Source organism: Microbacterium pratiae (assembly GCF_047302165.1).
Lineage (GTDB): Bacteria > Actinomycetota > Actinomycetes > Actinomycetales > Microbacteriaceae > Microbacterium.
Map to the genome: position 1 here is coordinate 2,641,365 of NZ_CP154843.1, position 20,551 is coordinate 2,661,915.

The following is a 20,551-nucleotide window of genomic DNA, read 5'->3' on the forward strand; positions in this document are numbered from 1 at the left end:
AGAAAAATCTCACGGGATTCGGATTCCGGGGGATCACAGATGCGTGCCCCCGTCGACGGGGGGTGCGTGACGTGGCGTCGAGACTGCCCTCCGCGCCGCCCGGTCTCGCCGGTTTCACCTACGTCCGTCCACTGGGAACCGGCGGGTTCGCCGATGTCTTCCTCTTCGAGCAGAACCTCCCCCGCCGCCCGGTCGCCGTGAAGGTCCTTCTCGAGGACATCGTCGATGAGAACCTGCTCCGGATGTTCAACGCCGAGGCGGACGTCATGGCACGCCTCAGCTCGCACCCCTCGATCCTGACGATCTACGAAGCCTCGATCTCCTCTGACGGGCGGCCGTACATCGTGATGGAGTACTGCCCGACCTCGCTCACGAACCGCTATCGGCGCGAGGTGATCCCGGTCGCCGAGGTGCTTCAGCTGGGTGTGAAGATCGGCTCGGCGCTCGAGACCGCGCACCGCTCCGGGTTGCTGCATCGCGACATCAAGCCGTCCAACATCCTCATCACGACCTTCGGCACGCCGGTCCTCTCGGACTTCGGCATCGCCGCGGCCATCTCGGGGCGCTCCGACGGAGATGAGATCTTCGCGATGTCGGTGCCGTGGAGTGCACCCGAGATCATCGACGAGCGCGTCTCGGGCTCGGTGCCGGCAGAGGTGTGGGGCCTCGGCGCCACGCTGTACTCGCTTCTCGCGGGTCGGAGCCCCTTCGAACGCGCGGGCAGCGGCCAGAACACCCGCGAGCAGCTGAAGTCGCGCATCCGCAAGGCCGCATACACGCCGATCGGCCGCGCCGACGTCCCCGAACGACTCGAGCAGGTGCTCGCGCGGGCCATGAGCCGCGACCCCGGCGCGCGGCACGCCACGGCCGCGGAGCTCGCCCACGACCTGCAGCTGGTGCAGCACGAGCTCGGGCTCCCGCACACGCCCATGGAGGTCGCCGTCGACGAATGGGCCGCGGCCGGAGCGAGCGTCGACTTCGCCGACGACCGTGCGCGCGGGCCCGTCCGCCCCTCGGTCTCGTACGAGTCGCGTCGACCGGCACGGGCCACGAGGGTCGTCGACCGTCGTCCCGACGAGGGGACGATCCTCGCCGGTTCCGAGCCGACCCGCCGTCTCGGAACCGCGGCGCGAGTCGCCCTGATCGCGGGCGGTGCCCTGCTCGTGGCCGGAGTGGGCGCGATGACGACGCTGCTCATCGTCGGCGGAGGGTTCTGACATGGCCCGGCGTGAGAGCACGCGTCCCCGCGTGCGCCGCACGACCTGGATCGCAGCAGGCGCGGTGACGGCGGTTCTCGCGGTCACCGCGACGCTGGCGGTCGTCTGGCCCGGCTACGACGCGCAGCAGACGCCGCCCGACGATCCCACCGTCTGGGCGCTCCAGAACGGAGCCGGCAGCGGATACGCGCGAGTGAACCTCGAGCTGGGCGAGATCGACACCGTCAAGCAGGTCGACAACGGCAGCGCGCTCGCCCAGACCACCGATCGCCTGTTCGTCTACAGTGACGGCTCGTCGCAGTTCTCCGACGTCGACATGGGCCGGCCCGCGGACCTCACCGACGACGCCGAGGACGTCTTCACGCCGACGCCTCCCGGAACCGCCGACATCGCCGTGACCGGTGATGCGATCGCTTACCAGACGGAGGCGGGCGCGGTGTTCGGCTCGAGCCTGTCCGGCGGCGGCGAGGGGATCCCGATCGACCCCTATGCCGATGCCGAGGTTCCCGAAGGCGAAGAGCGGCCCCGATTCGTGGCCACGGCCGTCGCGGTCGACGCTGCCGGCGTCGTGTACGCCTACTCCGCCGCGGAGGATCGCGTGATCCGCGCCGACTCGCGCACGGGCAGCATCCTCGGCGAGGACGCCGCCCCGGCCGACATCGAGGCGACACAGCTGAGCGTCGTCGGAACACGCTGGGTGCTCCTCGACGAGGCGACCGGTGACGTCTGGCTGCGCGGACGCGACGAGCCGGTGACGACGGACCTCGCCGCGGGCGCGCGACTGCAGGATGCCGCGCCCGACGGCGACAGCGTCTACATCGCCGACACCGAGGGCGTCGTCGCCGTCGACATCTCGGACGCGACCGCGTCACGCGCTCTCGATCGTCCCGGGGCCGGCACCGCGGCCACGCCCGCCGTGCTCGACGCGACCGTCTACGCCGCGTGGCTGGGCGACGGCGAGTCGGCCGGGTCTCTCTGGTCGAGCGCCGACCCCGACACCGTAACCGACCTGGACTACCGCGGCGCGGACATCGGCGACAACGTCGACCCCGCGTTCATCGGCAACGGCACGAGGCTCGCACTGAACGACCGCCGTTCGGGCTGGGTCTGGAACGTGCCCGACGGCGCGCTCGTCGCATCGTCGCAGCAGTGGGATCTCGATCGCCAGATCGAGGTCGAGCAGCAGGATGACGCGACCTCGGAGCGCGTCGTCGACCCCAAGCCGCCGGTGGCCGTCGACGACGCGTTCGGCGTCCGTGCCGGCTCGGTGACGCTCCTGCCCGTGCTGCTCAACGATCACGACCCCAACGAGGACGTGCTGAGCATCGACCCGGCCTCGCTGGAGAACCTCGATCCCGCGTTCGGGACCGCGTCGATCACGGGCGCGCAACAGCAGCTGACGGTGGCGGTGTCTCCCGATGCCTCGGGGACCGCGACGCTGCGCTATCGCGTGACCGACGGCACCGCGGCCGACGGACTGCTGTCGGACTTCGCGACGGTCACGCTCACCGTCGTCCCCGACGACCAGAACAATCCGCCGGTGTGGTGCGGCGTCGAGGGATGCCTCGCATCGTGGCCCTCGCTCACGGTGGCTCCCGGGGCGACCGTGTCGGCCGAGCTGCTCGAGGGCTGGGTCGACCCCGAGGGCGACCCGGTGTTCCTGGCCGGCGCGACGAACGACACCGGCGTCGGAACCGTGACGACGTCACCCGAGGGCACGCTGACCTACCAGCATCCCGATCCCAACGCGACCGAAGGCCTCGCTGTGACGATCACGGTGACGGTCTCCGACGCGCGCGGGGCGACGGTCACGCAGCCGCTCACCATCACCGTGACCCCGACCCCGGAGCTCACCGCGGAGTCGTTCGCGGTCACCGGCGTCGTGGGCGAACCCCTCGACGTCTCGGTCGCGCCGTACGTGACGGGCGCCGCGGGGCCGGTCTCCCTCACCGGCGTCGTGCCGCTCGACGAGGCGCAGTCCGCGGCGGCGGCGAACCCCGCCGCGCTCAGCATGGTGGTGAGCGCCTCCGCACCCGGCTCGTATCTGGTGCAGTACAACGTCCGCGACTCGCTCACCGAGGCGACGGCGACCGTGCGCGTGACGATGCTGGCACCGGAATCGGCCGGCATCACGACCCCGCCCCTCACCGCCTTCGTCCGCCCGAACGAGGACGCGACGATCGACGTCGCGTCGGCGGTGTCGAATCCGGCCGGCTCGGTGCTGCTGCTCAGCGACATCCGTCCCGAGAGCGACCCCTTCGCGTCGCTCGCCGTCGACCTGGTGGGGCAGAGCCTCCTCCGCGTGAGCGGCACGACGGATTCGGGCGAGCCCGGCCGGCTCGGCGTCGTGCGGTACACGGTCTCGGACGGCACCGGCAGCGCGGCCGTGACGGCGCAGGGCGAGTTGACGGTGGTCCTGCTGCCGTCGGCCAGCGCGGAACCGCCCATCGCCGTCGACGACGCCGTCACGGTGCGAGCGGGAACCCAGATCGACATCCCGGTCCTCGACAACGACACCGCGCCCTCCGGCGCGCTCATCGCGATCGACCCGTCGTCGATCGTGAACGAGACCGGGGGCGGCCTCGCGTTCGCCACCAGCCGGGTGCTCCGCTACCTCGCGCCCGAACAGGCCGGCACGTACGCGTTGACGTACACGATCTTCCGCCTCGGCTTCCCCGAGGTCACCGACACCGCGCGCGTGACCGTCACCGTCGTGGGCGACGAGTCGAATCAGGCCCCGCTCCCCCGGACCCTCGTCGGCCGCGTGCTGAGCGGCCAGTCGGTCGGCATCCCGCTCGACAGCTATGCCGTCGATCCGGATGGCGACCCGGTGGTGCTCGACCGCATCGTCGCGCAGCCCGAGCAGGGGTCGGCGACGATCTCGGCCGACGGCTCGGCGATCGTCTACACGAGTCCCGACGGGTTCAGCGGACAGGTCAGGTTCCGCTACGCCGTCCGCGACCCCAGCGGAGCGACCGGCACCGCTGACGTCCGCGTCGGCGTGATCGACACGCAGACCGACCCCAGCCCGGTCACGTACAGCGACTACCTCCAGGTGCAGGTCGGCGCCGAGAGCACGGCGGTGGTGCGCCCGACCGACAACGACATCGACCCGTCGGGAAGCGATCTCGAGCTGATCGACGTCGCGCCCAACGCCCAGGAGGGGTCGAGCGAGTACGACGCGCTGCTGGCCCTCATCGGCCCCGTCGAGAACGGCGCCGTGACGCTGAGCGCGGGCGAGGTGCTCGGCACGTTCTCGTACACCTACACCGTCCGCAACGAGCGGGGCGACACCGCGATCGGGCTGATCGTGGTCAAGACCGTCCGCGAGCCGGTGCCCGACTACCCCGTCGTGCGCGACACCGTGCTGACCCTCGAGAACCGCGAGGACTTCCCCCGGGGCATCGACGTGCTCGACGGCCAGGTGTCGTGGAACACCGGCGACGTCTCCGGCCTCCGTCTGTCGTTGTGGGGCGAGCCGACCGACCTCGACGTCGACGGCTGGAAGATCTCGGGCGAGCTGCCCGAGCGGTCGCGCCTGATCCCGTTCGAAGTCACCGGCACCGCGTTCGACGGGACCGAGGTGACCTCGTACGGGTTCCTCCGTGTTCCCGGCGAGGCCGATGTCCGCCTCGCGCTGCGCGAGGGGTTCCCGCCCCTGCAGGTGCGGGAGAAGGAGAGCGTCGAGATCGACCTCGCCGACGCCGTGCGCATCCCCCGCGGCGCGACCCTCGTCGTCGACGACGGCATCCGCGCGGGAGGGGCGCGGGGCGAAGCCGTCTGCAGCGTCGTGTCGGGCACCACGATCCGCTATACCGCCGGTGCCGGCGCGCCCTGGACCGACAGCTGCATCGTGCCGGCGCGACTGAGCACGCAGGATGTCGCGACCTTCCTGACGCTCCGGGTGATCATCGAGGCGGAGATCCCGCAGCCCAGCCTGCGGAGCGCGTCGCTCACCGTCAGCCCGGGCTCGACCCAGACGTACGACCTCGCGCAGATGGTCCAATGGGCGGGTCGCGCCGACTGGGAGTCGGTCCGCTACGCCGAATCGTATGGCGGCGACCAGTTCACCGTCACCGTCGACGGCAACACGGCCACCGTGACAGCAGCGGATGCCGCACGCCCGGGCCGCCAGGAGCCCGTCGCGATCTCCCTCCCGAGCCACTCCGACACCGCTCCCGCCAACCTGCTCCTGACGGTCGGTCCGGCGCCCTCGACCCTGCCCAAGGGCGGCTCCGCCGTGCAGACCTGCTCTCAGTCCGGCGGTTCGACCTCGTGCACGATCGAGGTGATCGGCGGAGCCGGCGAGGTCAACCCGCTGCCCGGGACTCCGCTCCGGCTCGTCGGCGCGAGCGGCCCCGGAAACTGCACGGGGGTGTCGTTCTCGCGCGCGAGCGACACCGCGGTTCGGGCCACGTGGAGTGCGGACGCCCCCGGCGCCGCCGAGTGCACCGGAAGCTTCACCGTCGAGGACGCTCAGGGCCGCCAGTCGAGCGGCGGCCGCAACGGGCAGGTCATCCTCGACCTGCAGGGCCTCCCGGCCGATCCCGCCCGCATGGAGTGGACCGCGTACACCGGCGACTCCGTGAGCCTGCGGGTGACCTCCGACGGCGGGTCCTACCCCGCGCTCCAGGGCTACCGCATCACGGCGGACGGTCGCGAGGTCGCCACGTGCCCGGCATCCGGATCGTGCTCGCCGATCTCCGCTCCCGTCGGCGAGAAGATCACGTACGAAGCCCGCGCGTACAGCTCCGTCGGCGAGTCGCGATCGACCGTGCGCGCGCAGGCCTGGGCCTACCGCCCGCCGGCACAGCCCGCCGGCTCGTCGTTCGAGCCGGCGCCCAACGGCCGCGACGGCGGCCGCGCGACGATCACGGTGACGGGACTCGACGCCACGACCGGCAGCGTCCGACTGACCGGCGGCCGCCAGGGATCGGACACGCGTCCGGTGGTCGGCGGTACCGCGACCTTCACGAACTACGACGTCGGCTCCAACTCCGCCACGACGCTCACCGCGACGCCGCTGACGACCTTCGACCTGCCTCCCATCGCGGCGGGCTCGAGCGAAGGACAGTCGCGTGCCGTGACGGCGCACGGAGTCGGGGCACCGGGCCTGACCCTGTCGGAGACCAACACGTCGAACTCGATGCGCGTGACCGCATCGGTGACCTCGAACGGCGACGGGACGCAGACCCTCATCGGGTTCAGCGAGGTGTCGGCCGACGCGTGCGTCCCGTCCGGTTCGGCGACGAGCCAGCAGTTCGAGGCGCAGGCATTCAAACGCAAGACGGTGTGGGCATGTGCCGAGCACACGTTCAACGGCAAGAAGGGCTTCGGGGTCACCCGTGCCGAGATCTCGGCACGGCCGGTCGGCAGCGTCGAGGCGCCGAACGGGATGACGTTCCGGGTGTCGTCGACGCCGAGTGGGAACGCCCAGAGCGGCTTCACCTACGCGCTCCAGGGAACGCACAGCGATCCCGGCGCCAAACCGTTCGAAGATGCCCGACTCGTCTACTTCGTCAACGGCAACCGGCGCGACTCGTTCTCGCCGGAGTTCAACCGTCCCGACGACCAGTGGACGGCGAGGTGGTGCGACAGCTTCCTCGGCTTCGACAGCGATTGCTCGGACCCGATCGCCATCTCCCCCGAATCAGGAAGCGCATCGACTCCGGTGTCGGTGAGCATCCAGAACCTGCCGCCCTGCCGCAGCACCGACACCGCGGCTGCCACTTGGAATCCCCGATGGGCGAATCTCACATACGAGGTCACATCGCAGATCGGCGGGACGTCCGGAGCCATCACGCACGTCGATTACACCGTGACCTGGACCGGCAAGCTGGCCCCCCTCGACCCGTTCACCGTGCGCCAGACGTGCGAGACGGTCACGCCGCCGTCGGCGGAGCCGACCGAGCCCGCCGAAACCAACACCGCCCCCTGACCTGACCCCCGCCGCACGGCGAAGCGAGAGGACCCCATGAGCATCACACCGGAGCAGACCGCCTGGTTCCAGGAGACGTTCGCGACGCTCGTCGACAACGTCGAGAAGGTCGTCCTCGGCAAGCGGCACGTCATCGAGCTCGCGTTCACCGCGATGGTCTCCGAGGGTCATCTGCTGCTCGAGGACTACCCGGGCACCGGCAAGACCTCGCTCGCGCGCGCGATGGGGCAGACCGTGCAGGGGACGAGCAGCCGCATCCAGTTCACCCCCGACCTGCTGCCCGGCGACGTCACCGGCATCACGGTCTACGACCAGAGCCGCGGCGAGTTCGAGTTCCACCAGGGACCGATCTTCGCCAACATCGTCCTCGCCGACGAGATCAACCGGGCATCGCCGAAGACGCAGTCGGCCCTGCTGGAGGTCATGGAGGAGGGCCAGGTCACAGTCGACGGTGTGAGCCGACGCGTCGGTGTGCCGTTCCTCGTCGTCGCGACGCAGAACCCCGTCGAGCAGGCGGGGACCTATCGACTCCCCGAGGCGCAGCTGGACCGCTTCCTGATGAAGACGACGCTCGGCTACCCCGATCACGCCGCGACGGTACGCATCCTCGAGGGCGCGGCCGAATCGCGCCGCGAGGTCTCTCCGGTCATCACCCCTCAGGGCGTCGTGAGCATGGCCGACATCGCGCGCGGGGTCTACCTCGACGCGCTCGTCCTCGACTACATCGCCCGCCTGATCGAGGCGACCCGCCTCGCCACCGAGGTGCGCCTCGGGGTGAGCGTCCGCGGCGCGATCGCGCTGACGAAGGCGGCGAAGACCTGGGCGATCGCACACGGACGCAGCTACGTCACGCCCGACGACGTGAAGGCGCTGGCCGAGCCGGTGCTCGCGCACCGGCTCATCCTCGACCCCGAGGCCGAGTTCGACGGCGTGACCGCGGGCGCGGTCATCGGGCAGGTCCTCCTCGACACGGTGCCGCCCAGCCAGAGAGAGACCGTGTGAGCTTCGACACCGAGTCCCGCCTGACCCGCACCTCCTTCTCGGAGGGCACGGGTTTCGCGCGCACGCGGTTCGGCACGACCGGCCGCACCACCGTGCTCGCGGTGCGCGGCGTGCAATCGTGGCGACGCGTGCGGCGTGCTGCCCGAGCGACGGCCCGGTGGGTCGCAGAGACCGTCACGGTCGCCGGATGGCTCATGGTCGCCACCGCCGTCCTGGGCCTCGGCATCGGACTCCCGCTCGGCCTCATGGAGCTCGCCGCTGCCGGCGTGGTCGCGCTCGTGCTGCTCGTGCTGTCGGTGCCGTTCCTCTTCAGCGCACGCGCCTACCAGGTCGACCTGCAGCTCGAGCATGACCGGGTCGTCGCCGGCACCCCGGTCGAGGGCACGCTCGTCATCACCAATGTCGGCACCGCGCCCGCCCTCCCGGGCCGCATCGACGTCCCGGTGGGCGACGGCATCGTCGACGTCCACGTGCCGTTGCTGCGCCACGGCCACACCCACACCGAGCAGGTCGTCGTGCCCACCCACCGCCGCGGCATCATCACGGTCGGCCCGGCCCGCACCGTTCGGGGCGACCCGCTCGGCATCCTCAAGCGCGAGGGCACCTGGGACGACGTGCACACGCTCTACATCCACCCGGTCACGACGGCGCTGCGCAGCACCACGACCGGGTACATCCGCGATCTGGAGGGCAGCGCGTCGCGCACCGTCGTCGACGCCGACTTCTCGTTCCACGCCATCCGCCCCTATGTCGCCGGCGACTCGCAGCGTCAGATCCACTGGAAGTCGACCGCGAAGACCGGCACCCTCATGGTGCGCCAGTACGAGGAGACGCGGCGCAGCCGCATGGTCATCGCCCTCGCCGTGGGCGACGACGAGTACGCCTCCGACGACGAGTTCGAGCTCGCCGTCAGCGCCGCCGCGTCGCTCGGCATCCGCGGCATCCGCGACGGCCGCGACGTCGACGTCGTCGTCGGCGGTGAGGTGCCCGAGTTCGCGCGCCGCCGCATCCGCACCATCCGCGAGCTCACCACGATCACGACGCGAACGCTGCTCGACGACCTCGCGGGGCTCGACCGCATCGAGCACGTCAGCCCGTTGCGCGATGCCGCGTCGCTCGCCGCCGAGAGCCACCCCGACGTCTCGATCGCGTTCCTCGTCTGCGGCTCCACGTTGACCGCCGCACAGCTGCAGTCCGCCGCGCTGGCCTTCCCCGCCGACGTCGGTGTGATCGCGGTCAGCTGCTCGCTCGAGGCCGAACCGGGCTTCCGGTCGCTCGGAGCCATGTCGGTGCTCTCGATCGGTCTGCTCGACGACCTCCGCCACCTGCTGTCGCGGGCGGCGCAGTCGTGAGCGCCCCCGCACGCCGCGACCTGCGCGCTCGACGCGCCGCGCGGACGCCGTGGCGCTTCCTCATCGTGCAGGCCTCGGTCCTGCTGCTCGTCATCGCCGTGGGTGCGTTCGCCGCGTGGCCGATCTACCGCGGCCCGGCGTTCGTCGTCCTCGTCGTCGTCGCCACGGTCGCCGCGGCGGCTGTCGCGGCGGCAGGTCTGCGGTGGCGCCTGAACGGCTGGTGGGTCGCGCTCATCACCATCGGGACCTACCTCGTGCTCGGTCTGCCCCTCGGGGCGCCCGGATCACTCGGCTCGCTGTCGCAGGTGCTTCCCGGACTGCGCGGCGTCGTGACGGCCCCCGTCACCGGGTGGAAGGACCTCCTGACCCTGGAGCTGCCCCTCGGCAGCTATCAGGCGACACTCGCACCGGCGCTCCTGGTCTTCCTCGGCGCCACCGTTCTCGCCCTGTCGATCGCGTGGCGAGGCGGGCGATGGTGGCCGCTCGCCGTCATCTTCGCGCTCGTCCCCACCGCCTTCGGCATCGCCTTCGGATCCACGGCCCCGATGCCCGCTCCCGCCCTCGGACCCCTGGCGCTGAGCCGCGAAGCGCTCGTGGGAATGGCGGCCCTGGTCGCGGCGCTCGGCGCGATCGTATGGCGGACGACGGCGGACCGACGACGCGCGATCGCCACGGCGACGGCCGCGACGGGCGTGCGCGGGGCTGGTCGCCCTGTCCGCGGACTCGCCGGGCGCACCGCGACCGCCGCGGGAATGGTCGCGGTCGGCCTGGTCGGCGCGACGATCGTCGCGCCGTGGGCGCTCGCCGGCTCGACGCGCGACGTCCTGCGGGCCGATGTCGACCCCCGCTTGGAGCTCGCTGCCGAGCTGAGCCCGCTCGGGCAGTACCGGACGTGGTTCGGCGACGACCGGTTCGACCAGCCGGTGTTCCGCGTCGCCGCCCCCGAGGGCGTCGACCGGGTGCGCCTGGCAACCCTGCCCTTCTACGACGGCCGGGTCGCCCGCGTCGTCGACCCTTCCGCCTCGTCCGATGATCCGCGCTCGTCCTTCACCCGGGTCCCCTCGGCTCTCCCCGCGAGGCCCGGATCGGTCACCGGCTCCGCGGTCATCGCGATCGAAGGCTGGGACGGCGTGTGGATGCCGACGGTCGGTGCGGTGACCTCGATCGACTTCGACGGCGCGGATGCCGCGGCCCTGGCCGACGGCTTCTACTACAACGGCGAGACCTCCTCGGGCGTGCAGCTCGCCGACCCGGGACTGACGACGGGCGCCGAGTACCGGCAGGGGGCCGCCTACCCCGAGGACGTTCCGGCGCTCGGCTCGCTCGAGCCCGCGCGATCGGCTCCCACGCTCGGCGAGGACATCGTGCCCGAGAGCCTCGTGCGATGGGTCGACGAGCATGCCGGCGGCTCGGGCGGCGCCGGCCTCGAACAGCTGATCGAGCTGCTGCGCGCGCGAGGATTCCTCAGCCATGCCCTCACGATCGATGCGGCGACTCCGCCGTCGTGGGCGACGGAGCTCGGCGACTACGCGTTCCAGCCGAGCCGCGCGGGACACTCCACCGACCGCATCGAGCAGCTCTTCGCAGATCTCCTGGCTCGCGAGGACGAGGTCGGCGGCGACGACGACGCCGCGCTGGTTGCCGCCGTCGGCGATGACGAACAGTTCGCCGTGGCCGCGATGATGATCGCCGACCGGCTCGGCTTCGATGCCCGGATCGTGGTCGGGATGCGGCTGGAATCCGCCGACGACACCCTCGCGACCTGCGATGACGGTCTCTGCACCGCCGGTGACATGTCCGCATGGCTCGAGGTGCGCGGTCTCGGCTCACCCTGGGTCCCCGTCGACGTGACCCCGCAGCATGCGGTGTTCCCCTCTCCCGACACCCAGCAGCGTCAGGACCCGAAGATCCCCACCGATGTGCGGCAGGAGCAGGCCGACACGGTGCAGCCCGCCGACGCCAACCCCAGCGACGGCGGACGGAGCCCGAGCGACGACACGGCGACATCGCAAGACCTCAGCGCGCTGTGGGCGACGCTGCGGATCGGCGGGATCTCTCTGCTGGCCCTTCTGCTGCTCTTCGGGCCGTTCGCGCTCATCGTGCTGATCAAGCTCGCGCGCCGACGAGGCCGCCGGACGAGCGCCGATCCGGTCGAGCGGTTCACGGGCGGCTGGCAGGAGTTCGTCGATTCCGCGGTGGACCACGGGCTTCCCGGCCAGGGCTCGCGGACGCGGCACGAGCTCGTCGCCGCGTACGGCGGATCGGCCGGCGCGGCCGAGCTGGCGACACTCGCCGACCGCTCGGTGTTCGACGTCGCGCCGCCCGACGCCGACGACGCGGATCGTTTCTGGGAGATCGTCGAATCCGAGCGCTCCCGGCTCGACGAGGGTCTGGGTTTCTGGGCCCGGCTCCGGGCGCGGGTGTCGTTGCGCTCCCTGATGCGACGAGAGCGTCGCATCGACCGGGCGCAACGGCTGCCGCGCGACCGGCGAGATCGATAAGGTGGCACGCGGCACGCGCGGAACGCTCCGCGCTCGAAGGCAGGAGAACAGGTGAAGGCATACGGCTTCACGATCGACCACGCGACGGCGGTCATCGCGCTCGGGAGCGGGAACGGCGGCCCCACGGGTGCGTTCGCGGCGCTCGGGGTCGTCCAGGTGGTGCTCGGCATCGGGATCTACGTGTGGACGGCTTTCGCGCTGACCGCCGTGTTCCGCAAGACGGGAATCGACCCCTGGCGGGCCTGGGTCCCGGTCCTGAACATCTGGGAGCTCTTCGTCCTCGCCGGGATGCGCGGCTGGTGGGCGGCAGTGCTCGCGGGAGGGGCCGTCCTCGTGACGATCATCGCGGGCGTCGTGGCCGGGCTCTTCGCCGGTATCGCCCTCAACGCGGGGTTCGGCGGCGACGCCGGCAGCGCGGCGGGCGCACTGGCCGCCGCAGCGATCGTCCCCGCGCTCATCTGGCTCGTCTTCGTGGCGTTCGCGCTGGTGATCCACATCCGGATGCTGCGCGCCCTGTGCCGCGGGTTCGGTCTGGGCACCGGGTACGTCGTGCTCGGCGCGCTGCTGTTCCCGGTGTGGGCGAGCGTCGTCGGCTGGGGTTCGGCGCGGTGGCTCGGTCGTGAGGCGCCGGCGGAGCCGGCACCGTTCCGGACTCCCCCGCCCACCGACACCGGGGTCCCGGCGCCGCCTGCCGCCACTTCCCTCGCGACTCCGACACCGGCGGCCGTGCCCGCTCCGCCGCTGTTCGCCCCCTCGAGCGCGGCGGCCGGAACGCCCGCGCCCGCCGCCGCATCCACGGCCCCTGCTCCTTCCGAGCCGATCAGCGCGAGCCCCTGGGCGCCGCCTCCCCCGCCCGCCGAGACCGGCGCCTCGGCCCCGGCCGCCCCGGCCGCTCCGCAGGCGTGGTCAGCTCCGACGGGCGCTCCGGTAACAGCCCCGGCGGGACAGCCCGCGGTGCCTGCGCAGCCCGCGGCCCCGGTCGCGGCCCCGGTTGCAGCGACGCCGAGCGCCCCCGTCGCGCCGCCGGTCTCGGACGAGGCCGACATCGACGACCACACCGTCCTGGCGGCCCGTCGCGGTCCGCAGACCGCGCTCCGGCTCCCGAACGGGTCGACGGTCGTCCTGTCGGCCACCGCCGTCGTCCTCGGTCGCAACCCGCTCGCCCCCGACGAGGCACCCGACGCGCAGGTCATCGCGGTCGACGACGTCACGCGCACCGTCTCGAAGACGCACGCGCTGCTCCGGCATACCGGCACGGAGTGGACCATCACCGACCTGGCCTCCACCAACGGCGTCTTCGTCGGTCCCGACGACGTCGAGGCGTCCGGACCGACCCCCGTCTCGGGGATCTTCCACCTCGGCGATGCCGAGCTCCAGCTCACCGAGGCCTGATGACCACCGCCACGCCTCCCATCGACGTCCATGTGACGAGCGGCAGCCGCACCGACACGGGACGCCGACGGTCGGTGAACGAAGACGCGTTGCTGGCCGAGTATCCCGTCTTCGTCGTGGCCGACGGCATGGGCGGGCACGACGCCGGCGATCGCGCATCGGCCGCGGTCATCGAGGTCTTCCGGCCGCTCGTCGGCCGCGACGATCTGCGTCCCGAAGAGGTCGCCGACGCCGTCGAACGGGCGCATTCTGCGGTGGCCCTCGTCGCTGCCGGCACGACCCGCGGCGCGGGCTCGACCCTGTCGGGCGTCGTTGCCGTGCAGCAGGGCGGCGTGCGGCGCTGGCTCATCGTCAACGTCGGCGACTCGCGCGTATACCGCCTGCTCACCGAGCGCCTGGAACAGCTGACGATCGACCACTCGGTCGCGCAGGAGCTGGTCGACGCCGGCCGGCTGACCCGCGATCAGATGGCGACGTACGAGGGCCGCAACGTCATCACCCGAGCCATCGGCGGCGAGCGCAGCCGCGCCGACTTCTGGCTCATCCCGATCGTCACCGGCGAGCGCATCGTCGTGTGCTCGGACGGACTCACCGGCGAGCTGTCCGATGAGGCGCTCCGCGCCGGGCTCATGATGGGGGGCTCCCCCGCCCAGACGGCGGAGTCGCTCGTCGCGCAGGCGCTCGCACACGGAGGTCGCGACAACATCAGCACGATCGTGCTGGATGTCGTGGCCGGCGGCATCAGCCCCCGCCTCGAGGACACCACGGGCGGCATCATGAACAGCGAGTCCGTCACCGCGACGGTCGAGGTGGCCACGGCGCGCTCGCGACGTCGCAGAGCCGATCATGACTGAGCCGGCTCGACGGTCGCGGCATCCGCTGCCCGCTCCCGGCGAGATCGACGCCCGCCGCCCAGACCGGCTGTTGGCGTCGAGTGCTCGCGCGGACGTGTACCTGTATCGGGATGCCGAGGGCCGCAGCCCGGCCGCGGTGAAAGTGTTCCGCGACCCGTTGGACCGGAGCGAGCGCGAGGCGTTCGCGGGCGGCGCAGCACGACTGGTCGCGCTGTCGACGCACCCGAGCGTGGCGACGGTCCAGTCCGTCGGAACGACGGACGAGGGCCGCCCGTATCTCGTGATGGAGTACTGCTCGCGCGCCGACCTCGCCGAGACCGCGTCTCGCCGGCCGATGAGCGTGCCCGAGGCGCTTCGCCTGCTGATCAGGTTGTGCGGCGCCGTGGAGACCGCCCACCGCAACGGCATCGCGCACGGCCGTGTCGGTATCGAGAACGTCCTGACCACCGACTACGGCTGGCCGGCGATGATCGGCTTCGACCGCGACAACCTCCTGCGCCGTGATGAGCCCGGTGCGAGCGCTGCCGTTCGAGCGACCGATGTCCACGGACTGGCGGTGGCGGCGACGGAGCTCCTGACGGGTCGCCCCGTCGCCGAGTCGGCGTCGTCTCTCAGCGGTGCCGATGAGGTTCCCGTAGAGCTGGAGACGCTCGTCCTGGCCACCCTCGAGGCAGCTGCCGCGGACCGCGCCCCCTCTGCCGCGGAGTTCGGTCTCGCCCTGCAGCGCGTCGAGGCCGACCAGCACATCCCGATCACGCACCTCGACGTGCGAGACCCCGATGCGTCCGGGCCGACGGATGCTCCGGCGGACGACGAGGACGAACGAACTGTTCTGTCGAATCGCCACGCGCCTGCGGACGAGCACACCGTACTCGCCCGTCGGCGCCGGGCCGACACCGATGTCGAGGCCGGTGGCGGGGGCGGCGACGGGGATGACGAGCGCACGGTTCTCGCCGATCGCCGGCGCGGTCCGGTCCCGGGCGGTGCGATGCCGATGGATACGGAGGACCACACCGTCCTCTCGACGCGCAGCATCCGACCCGACGACGACCGCACCGTCCTCTCGACGCGCGGCACTGATCCCGACGACGAGCACACCCGCCTCGCAGCGCGGTCGCTGCCCGCCCCGGAGGACCCCCCGGCGCCGCCGGAGCTCCCCGCGAGCGATGCCGACCCGGAGCCGACGGCCTTCGTCCGGCGGCAGCGGCGCGACGACCTGGTGCGGGGCCGAGTCGATACGGCGCGCCAGGCCGTCGGCCCGGACGGCGACGGCGAGCGCTACCGTGTGCGGACGACGCCCGATCTCGCCGAGGTCTCACGTGTCCGCGTCGAGGCACCCGTGCGGCAGCCCCCGACGACAGCCGCACCGCGACGGCGCGGCAGAGGAACGGTCGTCGTGGTCATCGGCGTCGGGGCGGTCGTCCTCGGCGCGGCCGCGACGGCTGTCGTGATGATGATCGGAGGAGGAGCATGACAGGCATCGAGCATGAGACCGACGAGCACGTGCGCGAGGACGGGGTCACCGCCGCGAGCGAGATCTCCGAGAGCGTGGCGATCGAGTTCTGCGGCGAGTGGTTCCGGCCCACCGCCGGCACGACGTACGCGATCGGGCGTGACGCCGACCTCATCATCGACACCAACCCGTACCTGCATCGCCGCCTCCTCGCGATCGACGCCGAGCACGGTCTGTGGTGGCTGTCGAACACCGGCCAGTCGATCTCCGTCAGTCTCGCGACGCCCGACGGCGCGTACCAGGCTGTCCTCGGCCCCGGCGCACGGGTTCCGCTTGTCTTCCCCGCGCTCGTCGTGATGTTCACGGCCGGCGCCTACACGTACGAGCTCACCGTCCACACCGATGGGTCGCGCTTCACCGTGCGCGACAGCTTCCCCCGCACCGCGGACGAGCACATCGGCACCACCACCGTGGGGGCGGTCGCGCTGACCTCCAGCCAGCGGCTGCTGCTGCTCGCGATGTGCGAGCCGATCCTCCGGGGCGGCATGGTCGGATCGAGCCAGGTGCCGACGTCGGCCGCCGCGGCCGAGCGCCTGGGCTGGCCGCTGACGACGTTCAACCGAAAGCTCGACAACGTGTGCGACAAGCTCGATCGTGAGGGCGTCCGCGGTCTGCGCGGCGGTGTGGGCAAACTCGCCACCAACCGGCGCGCGCGACTCGTCGAGCACGCCGTGCTCTCCCGCCTCGTCACCGCCGCGGATCTGCCGCTGCTCGACGAGATCCGCACCGAACAGGCCTGACCCCGCGCCTCAGCGCCGTACGATGGAGGGCTGTGTCCTCGCCCGCCCCTGTCATCTCCTTCCCGCCCGAGCTGCCCGTCAGCGCGGCACGGGAGGAGATCGCGCGTGCCATCCGCGAGCACCAGGTCGTCATCGTTGCGGGGGCCACCGGCTCGGGCAAGACGACCCAGCTGCCGAAGATCTGTCTCGAGCTCGGGCGCACGAGCATCGCGCACACGCAGCCACGCCGGATCGCCGCCCGCACCGTCGCCGAGCGCATCGCCGCCGAGATGGAGGTCCCGCTCGGCGGGGCCGTCGGCTATAAGGTGCGGTTCACCGACCAGGTCTCGTCCGATACACAGGTGGCGCTGGTCACCGACGGCATCCTCCTGAATGAGATCCACCGCGACCGGATGCTGCGCCGGTACGACACGATCATCATCGACGAGGCGCACGAGCGATCGCTCAACATCGACTTCCTCCTCGGATACCTGCGCCGCATCCTCCCCCGTCGCCCCGATCTGAAGGTCATCGTCACGTCGGCGACGATCGACCCCGAGAGCTTCGCGGCGCACTTCGCCGATGCTCAGGGCGCCCCCGCGCCGATCATCGAGGTCTCGGGCCGGACGTATCCCGTGGAGGTGCGCTACCGACCCCATGACGACGCCGGCGACGACGACACGGCCGCCGACGACGTCGACGGACTCATCGCCGCGCTGCGCGAGCTGGACCGCGAGCCCGACGGCGACGTGCTCGTCTTCCTTCCCGGCGAGGCGGAGATCCGCGATGCGATGGATGCGGTGCGGTCGGCCTACGCGAAGGATGCCCGCCCCACCGAGGTGCTGCCCCTGTACGGCCGGCTGTCCGCCGCCGAGCAGCACCGCGTCTTCGAGCCTTCGCGTGTCGCCGGTGTGCGGCGCCGGGTCATCCTCGCCACCAACGTGGCCGAGACGAGCCTCACCGTGCCCGGCATCCGCTACGTCGTCGATGCCGGCACCGCGCGCATCTCGCGTTACAGCAACCGGTCGAAGATCCAGCGCCTGCCGATCGAGGCCGTGTCGCAGGCATCCGCGCAGCAGCGCGCCGGTCGCGCCGGCCGGACCTCCGCCGGCATCGCCGTCCGGCTCTACGCCGAGGACGACTTCACCTCGCGCCCCGAGTTCACCGAACCCGAGATCCTCCGCACCTCGCTTGCGTCTGTGGTGCTCCAGATGCTCGCGCTCGGATTCGGCGACATCGCCGACTTCCCGTTCCTGACACCGCCGGACTCTCGGGGCGTCAAGGCCGCGTTCGACCTCCTCGTGGAGCTGCGCGCGGTACGCCGCGACGACACAGGCGCCTGGCGCCTGACCGACATCGGGCGCGAGATCTCACGCCTGCCGATCGACCCGCGGTTCGCACGCATGCTCGTCGAGGCGCGCACGCTCGGCGTGACCCGCGACGTGCTCGCGATCGTCGCGGGCATGTCGATCCAGGACGTGCGGGAGCGGCCCGAGGAGCGCCGCGACGAGGCCGATCGGCTCCACGCCCGGTTCACCGACCCGACGAGCGACTTCCTGACGCTGCTGAACCTGTGGAACCACCTGCAGGACCAGCAGCGCGAGCTCGGTTCCAGCGCATTCCGGCGCACCTGCCGCGCGGAGCACCTCAACTACGTCCGGGTTCGCGAATGGTTCGACGTCCACCGTCAGCTCAGCACGCTCGCCCGCGGTGACCGCGACCGTGATCGCCGAAGGCAGGACCGGGACGCTCGCCCGGACGACGCGGAAGCCGACGTTCCGAACCCGCCCGAGACCGCGACGGGAGCCGCCCATCCCGATCGCGTGCACCGCGCGATCCTCGCCGGTCTCCTGTCGCAGATCGGCATCCTCGACACGCGGAACACGACGAGCGCGCGGGGGGCGGGAGGCCGCAGCGGCGGCGGCAAGCCCCAGCGTCCCCGCGCCGAGTACCGCGGAGCTCGCGGCGCCAAGTTCGCGATCTTCCCCGGGTCGGGGCTGCGCAAGGCCTCCCCCGACGCCGTGATGGCGGCGGAGCTCGTCGAGACGTCGCGGCTCTACGCGCGCACGGTGGCCGCGATCGACCCGTCCTGGGCCGAGGACCTGGCAGGCGACCTCGCGCACCGGTCGATGAGCGACCCCCACTGGTCGAAGGATGCCGGAGCCGCGGTCGCCGCCGAGAAGGTCACCCTCTTCGGGGTCGAGATCGTCCCGCGCCGGCGCGTGCAGCTGGCCGGACGCGACCGCGAGCTCGCCCGCGAGCTGTTCCTGCGGCACGCCCTCGTCGAGGGCGATTGGAACACGTCGCACCTCGACAAGCGGCTCACCGCCTTCGAGCGTCGGAACCTCGAGCTGAGACGACGCCTCGAGAAGATCGAAGAGCGCGAGCGACGTCGCGACATCCTCGTGGGCGACGAAGCGGTGTTCGCCTTCTACGACGCCCGCATCCCCCGTGACGTGTTTGATGTCCGCTCGTTCGAAGCCTGGTGGCGCGACGCCGCCGGGCGCACGCCGCGCCTGCTCGACATGACCGAGAGCGACCTCGCCGGAGACGCGTCCGGCAGCGACGAGCGCGCCTTCCCGGCGCGGTGGCGTCAGGGCGATCAGGTGCTCTCGCTCGCTTATCGCTTCGAGCCGGGCGCACCGGACGACGGCGTCAGCGTGGTCGTCCCGCTTGCGCTGCTCGCCTCGCTCCGACCCGACGGGTTCGACTGGCAGGTGCCGGGCCTGCGCGACGAGCTGATCGCCGGGCTTCTGCGCGCACTGCCCAAGGCGATCCGACGCCACGTCGTGCCCGCCGCCGATTGGGCATCGCGATTCGCCGAGGAGCTCTCCGGCGACGGGCCCGAGTCACGGGACGGCCTGCCCGAACGCCCTCTGCGCGACGCGCTCGCCGCACGCATCCAGCGGGTCGCGAACCAGCCGGTCACCCCATCGGACTTCGACCTCGATCGCGTGCCCGCGCACCTCTCGATGTCTTTCCGTGCCGTCGACGAGCGCGGGCGTCCGCTCGGCTCGTCGCGCGACCTGGCCGAGCTGCAGCGGCGGCTCTCGAACCGCAGCCGGGCATCCGTCGCCCGCTCCCTCGCGAAGGCCGCGCCGCGTCCCGGCGCCCAACCCGCGGTCGCGGTGCCGGCCGGCGCACCCGGCCCGGGCCCGGCCGGCGACCATGCCGGCGGCATCGCCGAGCAGACGGGTCTGACCGACTGGACCTTCGGGGAGCTTCCCGAACTCGTCGACACCCGGGTCGCAGGCGGCGTCGTGCGGGGCTACCCCGCCCTCGTCGACGAGGGAGCGAGCGTCGCCCTGCGCATCGAGGCGACCCCCGAACGGGCGGCGCACCTGACCCGGGCCGGCGTCCGGCGTCTCGTCCTGCTGTCGGTGCCGTCTCCGGCGACGTACGTCCTCGACCACCTCACCGCACCCGAGAAGCTCGCGCTCGCGGCATCCCCCTACCCGTCGGCCAAGGCGCTCATCGAAGACGCGCGCGTCGCCGTGGCCGACAGCGTCATCAATCGCACCGCGACATCCGTCCGCACTCCGGCGCAGTTCCAGGCGGTGCGCGACGCGTTCTCGGCGGCCGTCGTCGACGAGCTGTTCCAGACCGTCTCGCTCGGCGCACGCATCCTCACTCTCCAGCGCGAGGTCGAGCGGGCGATCCGCAAGGAGAACTCGATGGTCCTGCTCGCCGCCCTGGGCGACGTGAAGCAGCAGCTCGCCGGCCTGGTCTTCCCCGGGTTCCTCTCGCGGACGGGCACGGCCCGGCTCGCGCATCTGCCCCGATACCTCCAGGGCGCTCTCGATCGCGTGACGACCCTGAGCGACAACCCCGGACGCGACCGGCAGCGCCTCACCGAGTACGAGCGCGCCGCGACGCTGTTCACCGAGGCGGGCGGGACGATCCCGCCTGCCGACGACACCCCGCCGCACCTGCGACACGCGCGGTGGCTGCTCGAGGAGTATCGCGTCAGCCTGTTCGCGCAGCGCCTCGGCACGGCCGACCCCGTGTCGATCCAACGGATCACGAAGACGCTCGCCGACAAGCGCTGATCAGTCGGTAGCGT

General features: G+C 72.0%; 9 protein-coding genes and 1 pseudogene. All 10 read left to right on the plus strand.

Features of this window, described 5'->3' with window-relative positions; genetic code table 11:
- Positions 1–71 precede the first annotated feature (71 nt).
- Entirely contained in the window at positions 72–1,217 is a 1,146-nt protein-coding gene (locus AA0Y20_RS12570; protein ID WP_412939534.1) for a serine/threonine-protein kinase, read from the plus strand.
- 1 nt (position 1,218) lies between these two features.
- A complete protein-coding gene (locus AA0Y20_RS12575) occupies positions 1,219–7,155 on the plus strand; it encodes an Ig-like domain-containing protein (protein WP_412939535.1) in 5,937 nt (1,978 codons plus the stop codon).
- 36 nt (positions 7,156–7,191) lie between these two features.
- Positions 7,192–8,157 (plus strand): AAA family ATPase, encoded by a 966-nt coding sequence (locus AA0Y20_RS12580; RefSeq protein WP_120262379.1) that lies wholly within the window; start codon positions 7,192–7,194, stop codon positions 8,155–8,157.
- Positions 8,154–9,509 carry a DUF58 domain-containing protein gene (locus AA0Y20_RS12585; RefSeq protein WP_412939536.1) on the plus strand — a complete coding sequence of 452 codons (1,356 nt, stop codon included), beginning with the start codon at positions 8,154–8,156 and terminating at the stop codon, positions 9,507–9,509. Before AA0Y20_RS12580 ends, AA0Y20_RS12585 begins: the two co-directional genes overlap by 4 nt.
- Entirely contained in the window at positions 9,506–12,010 is a 2,505-nt protein-coding gene (locus AA0Y20_RS12590) for a transglutaminase domain-containing protein (RefSeq protein ID WP_412939537.1), read from the plus strand. The genes AA0Y20_RS12585 and AA0Y20_RS12590 overlap by 4 nt, the downstream gene beginning before the upstream one ends.
- A gap of 51 nt (positions 12,011–12,061) precedes the next feature.
- The gene (locus tag AA0Y20_RS12595) at positions 12,062–13,402 is read left to right on the plus strand and encodes an FHA domain-containing protein (protein ID WP_412939538.1); all 1,341 of its coding nucleotides are present in this window, start codon (positions 12,062–12,064) and stop codon (positions 13,400–13,402) included.
- Complete coding sequence (locus AA0Y20_RS12600; protein WP_412939540.1) at positions 13,402–14,256, plus strand: PP2C family protein-serine/threonine phosphatase; 855 nt, start codon at positions 13,402–13,404, stop codon at positions 14,254–14,256. The genes AA0Y20_RS12595 and AA0Y20_RS12600 overlap by 1 nt, the downstream gene beginning before the upstream one ends.
- Positions 14,249–15,730: a protein kinase gene (locus tag AA0Y20_RS12605; protein ID WP_412939541.1), complete on the plus strand. Its 1,482-nt coding sequence runs from the start codon at positions 14,249–14,251 to the stop codon at positions 15,728–15,730. Before AA0Y20_RS12600 ends, AA0Y20_RS12605 begins: the two co-directional genes overlap by 8 nt.
- Positions 15,727–16,509: a hypothetical protein gene (locus AA0Y20_RS12610; RefSeq protein ID WP_412939542.1), complete on the plus strand. Its 783-nt coding sequence runs from the start codon at positions 15,727–15,729 to the stop codon at positions 16,507–16,509. Before AA0Y20_RS12605 ends, AA0Y20_RS12610 begins: the two co-directional genes overlap by 4 nt.
- Positions 16,431–20,537, plus strand: a pseudogene (gene hrpA, locus AA0Y20_RS12615) (ATP-dependent RNA helicase HrpA); the annotation flags it as partial. The gene AA0Y20_RS12610 and the pseudogene hrpA, both read left to right, overlap by 79 nt.
- Between the last annotated feature and the right edge of the window lie 14 nt (positions 20,538–20,551).

Excerpts from the sequence above, each read along its gene's own strand:
- AA0Y20_RS12605 (WP_412939541.1), top strand. The coding sequence starts at position 14,249 with ATGACTGAGCCGGCTCGACGGTCGCGGCATCCGCTGCCCGCTCCCGGC.
- AA0Y20_RS12580 (WP_120262379.1), top strand. The coding sequence starts at position 7,192 with ATGAGCATCACACCGGAGCAGACCGCCTGGTTCCAGGAGACGTTCGCG.
- AA0Y20_RS12575 (WP_412939535.1), top strand. The coding sequence starts at position 1,219 with ATGGCCCGGCGTGAGAGCACGCGTCCCCGCGTGCGCCGCACGACCTGG.
- AA0Y20_RS12600 (WP_412939540.1), top strand. The coding sequence starts at position 13,402 with ATGACCACCGCCACGCCTCCCATCGACGTCCATGTGACGAGCGGCAGC.
- AA0Y20_RS12610 (WP_412939542.1), top strand. The coding sequence starts at position 15,727 with ATGACAGGCATCGAGCATGAGACCGACGAGCACGTGCGCGAGGACGGG.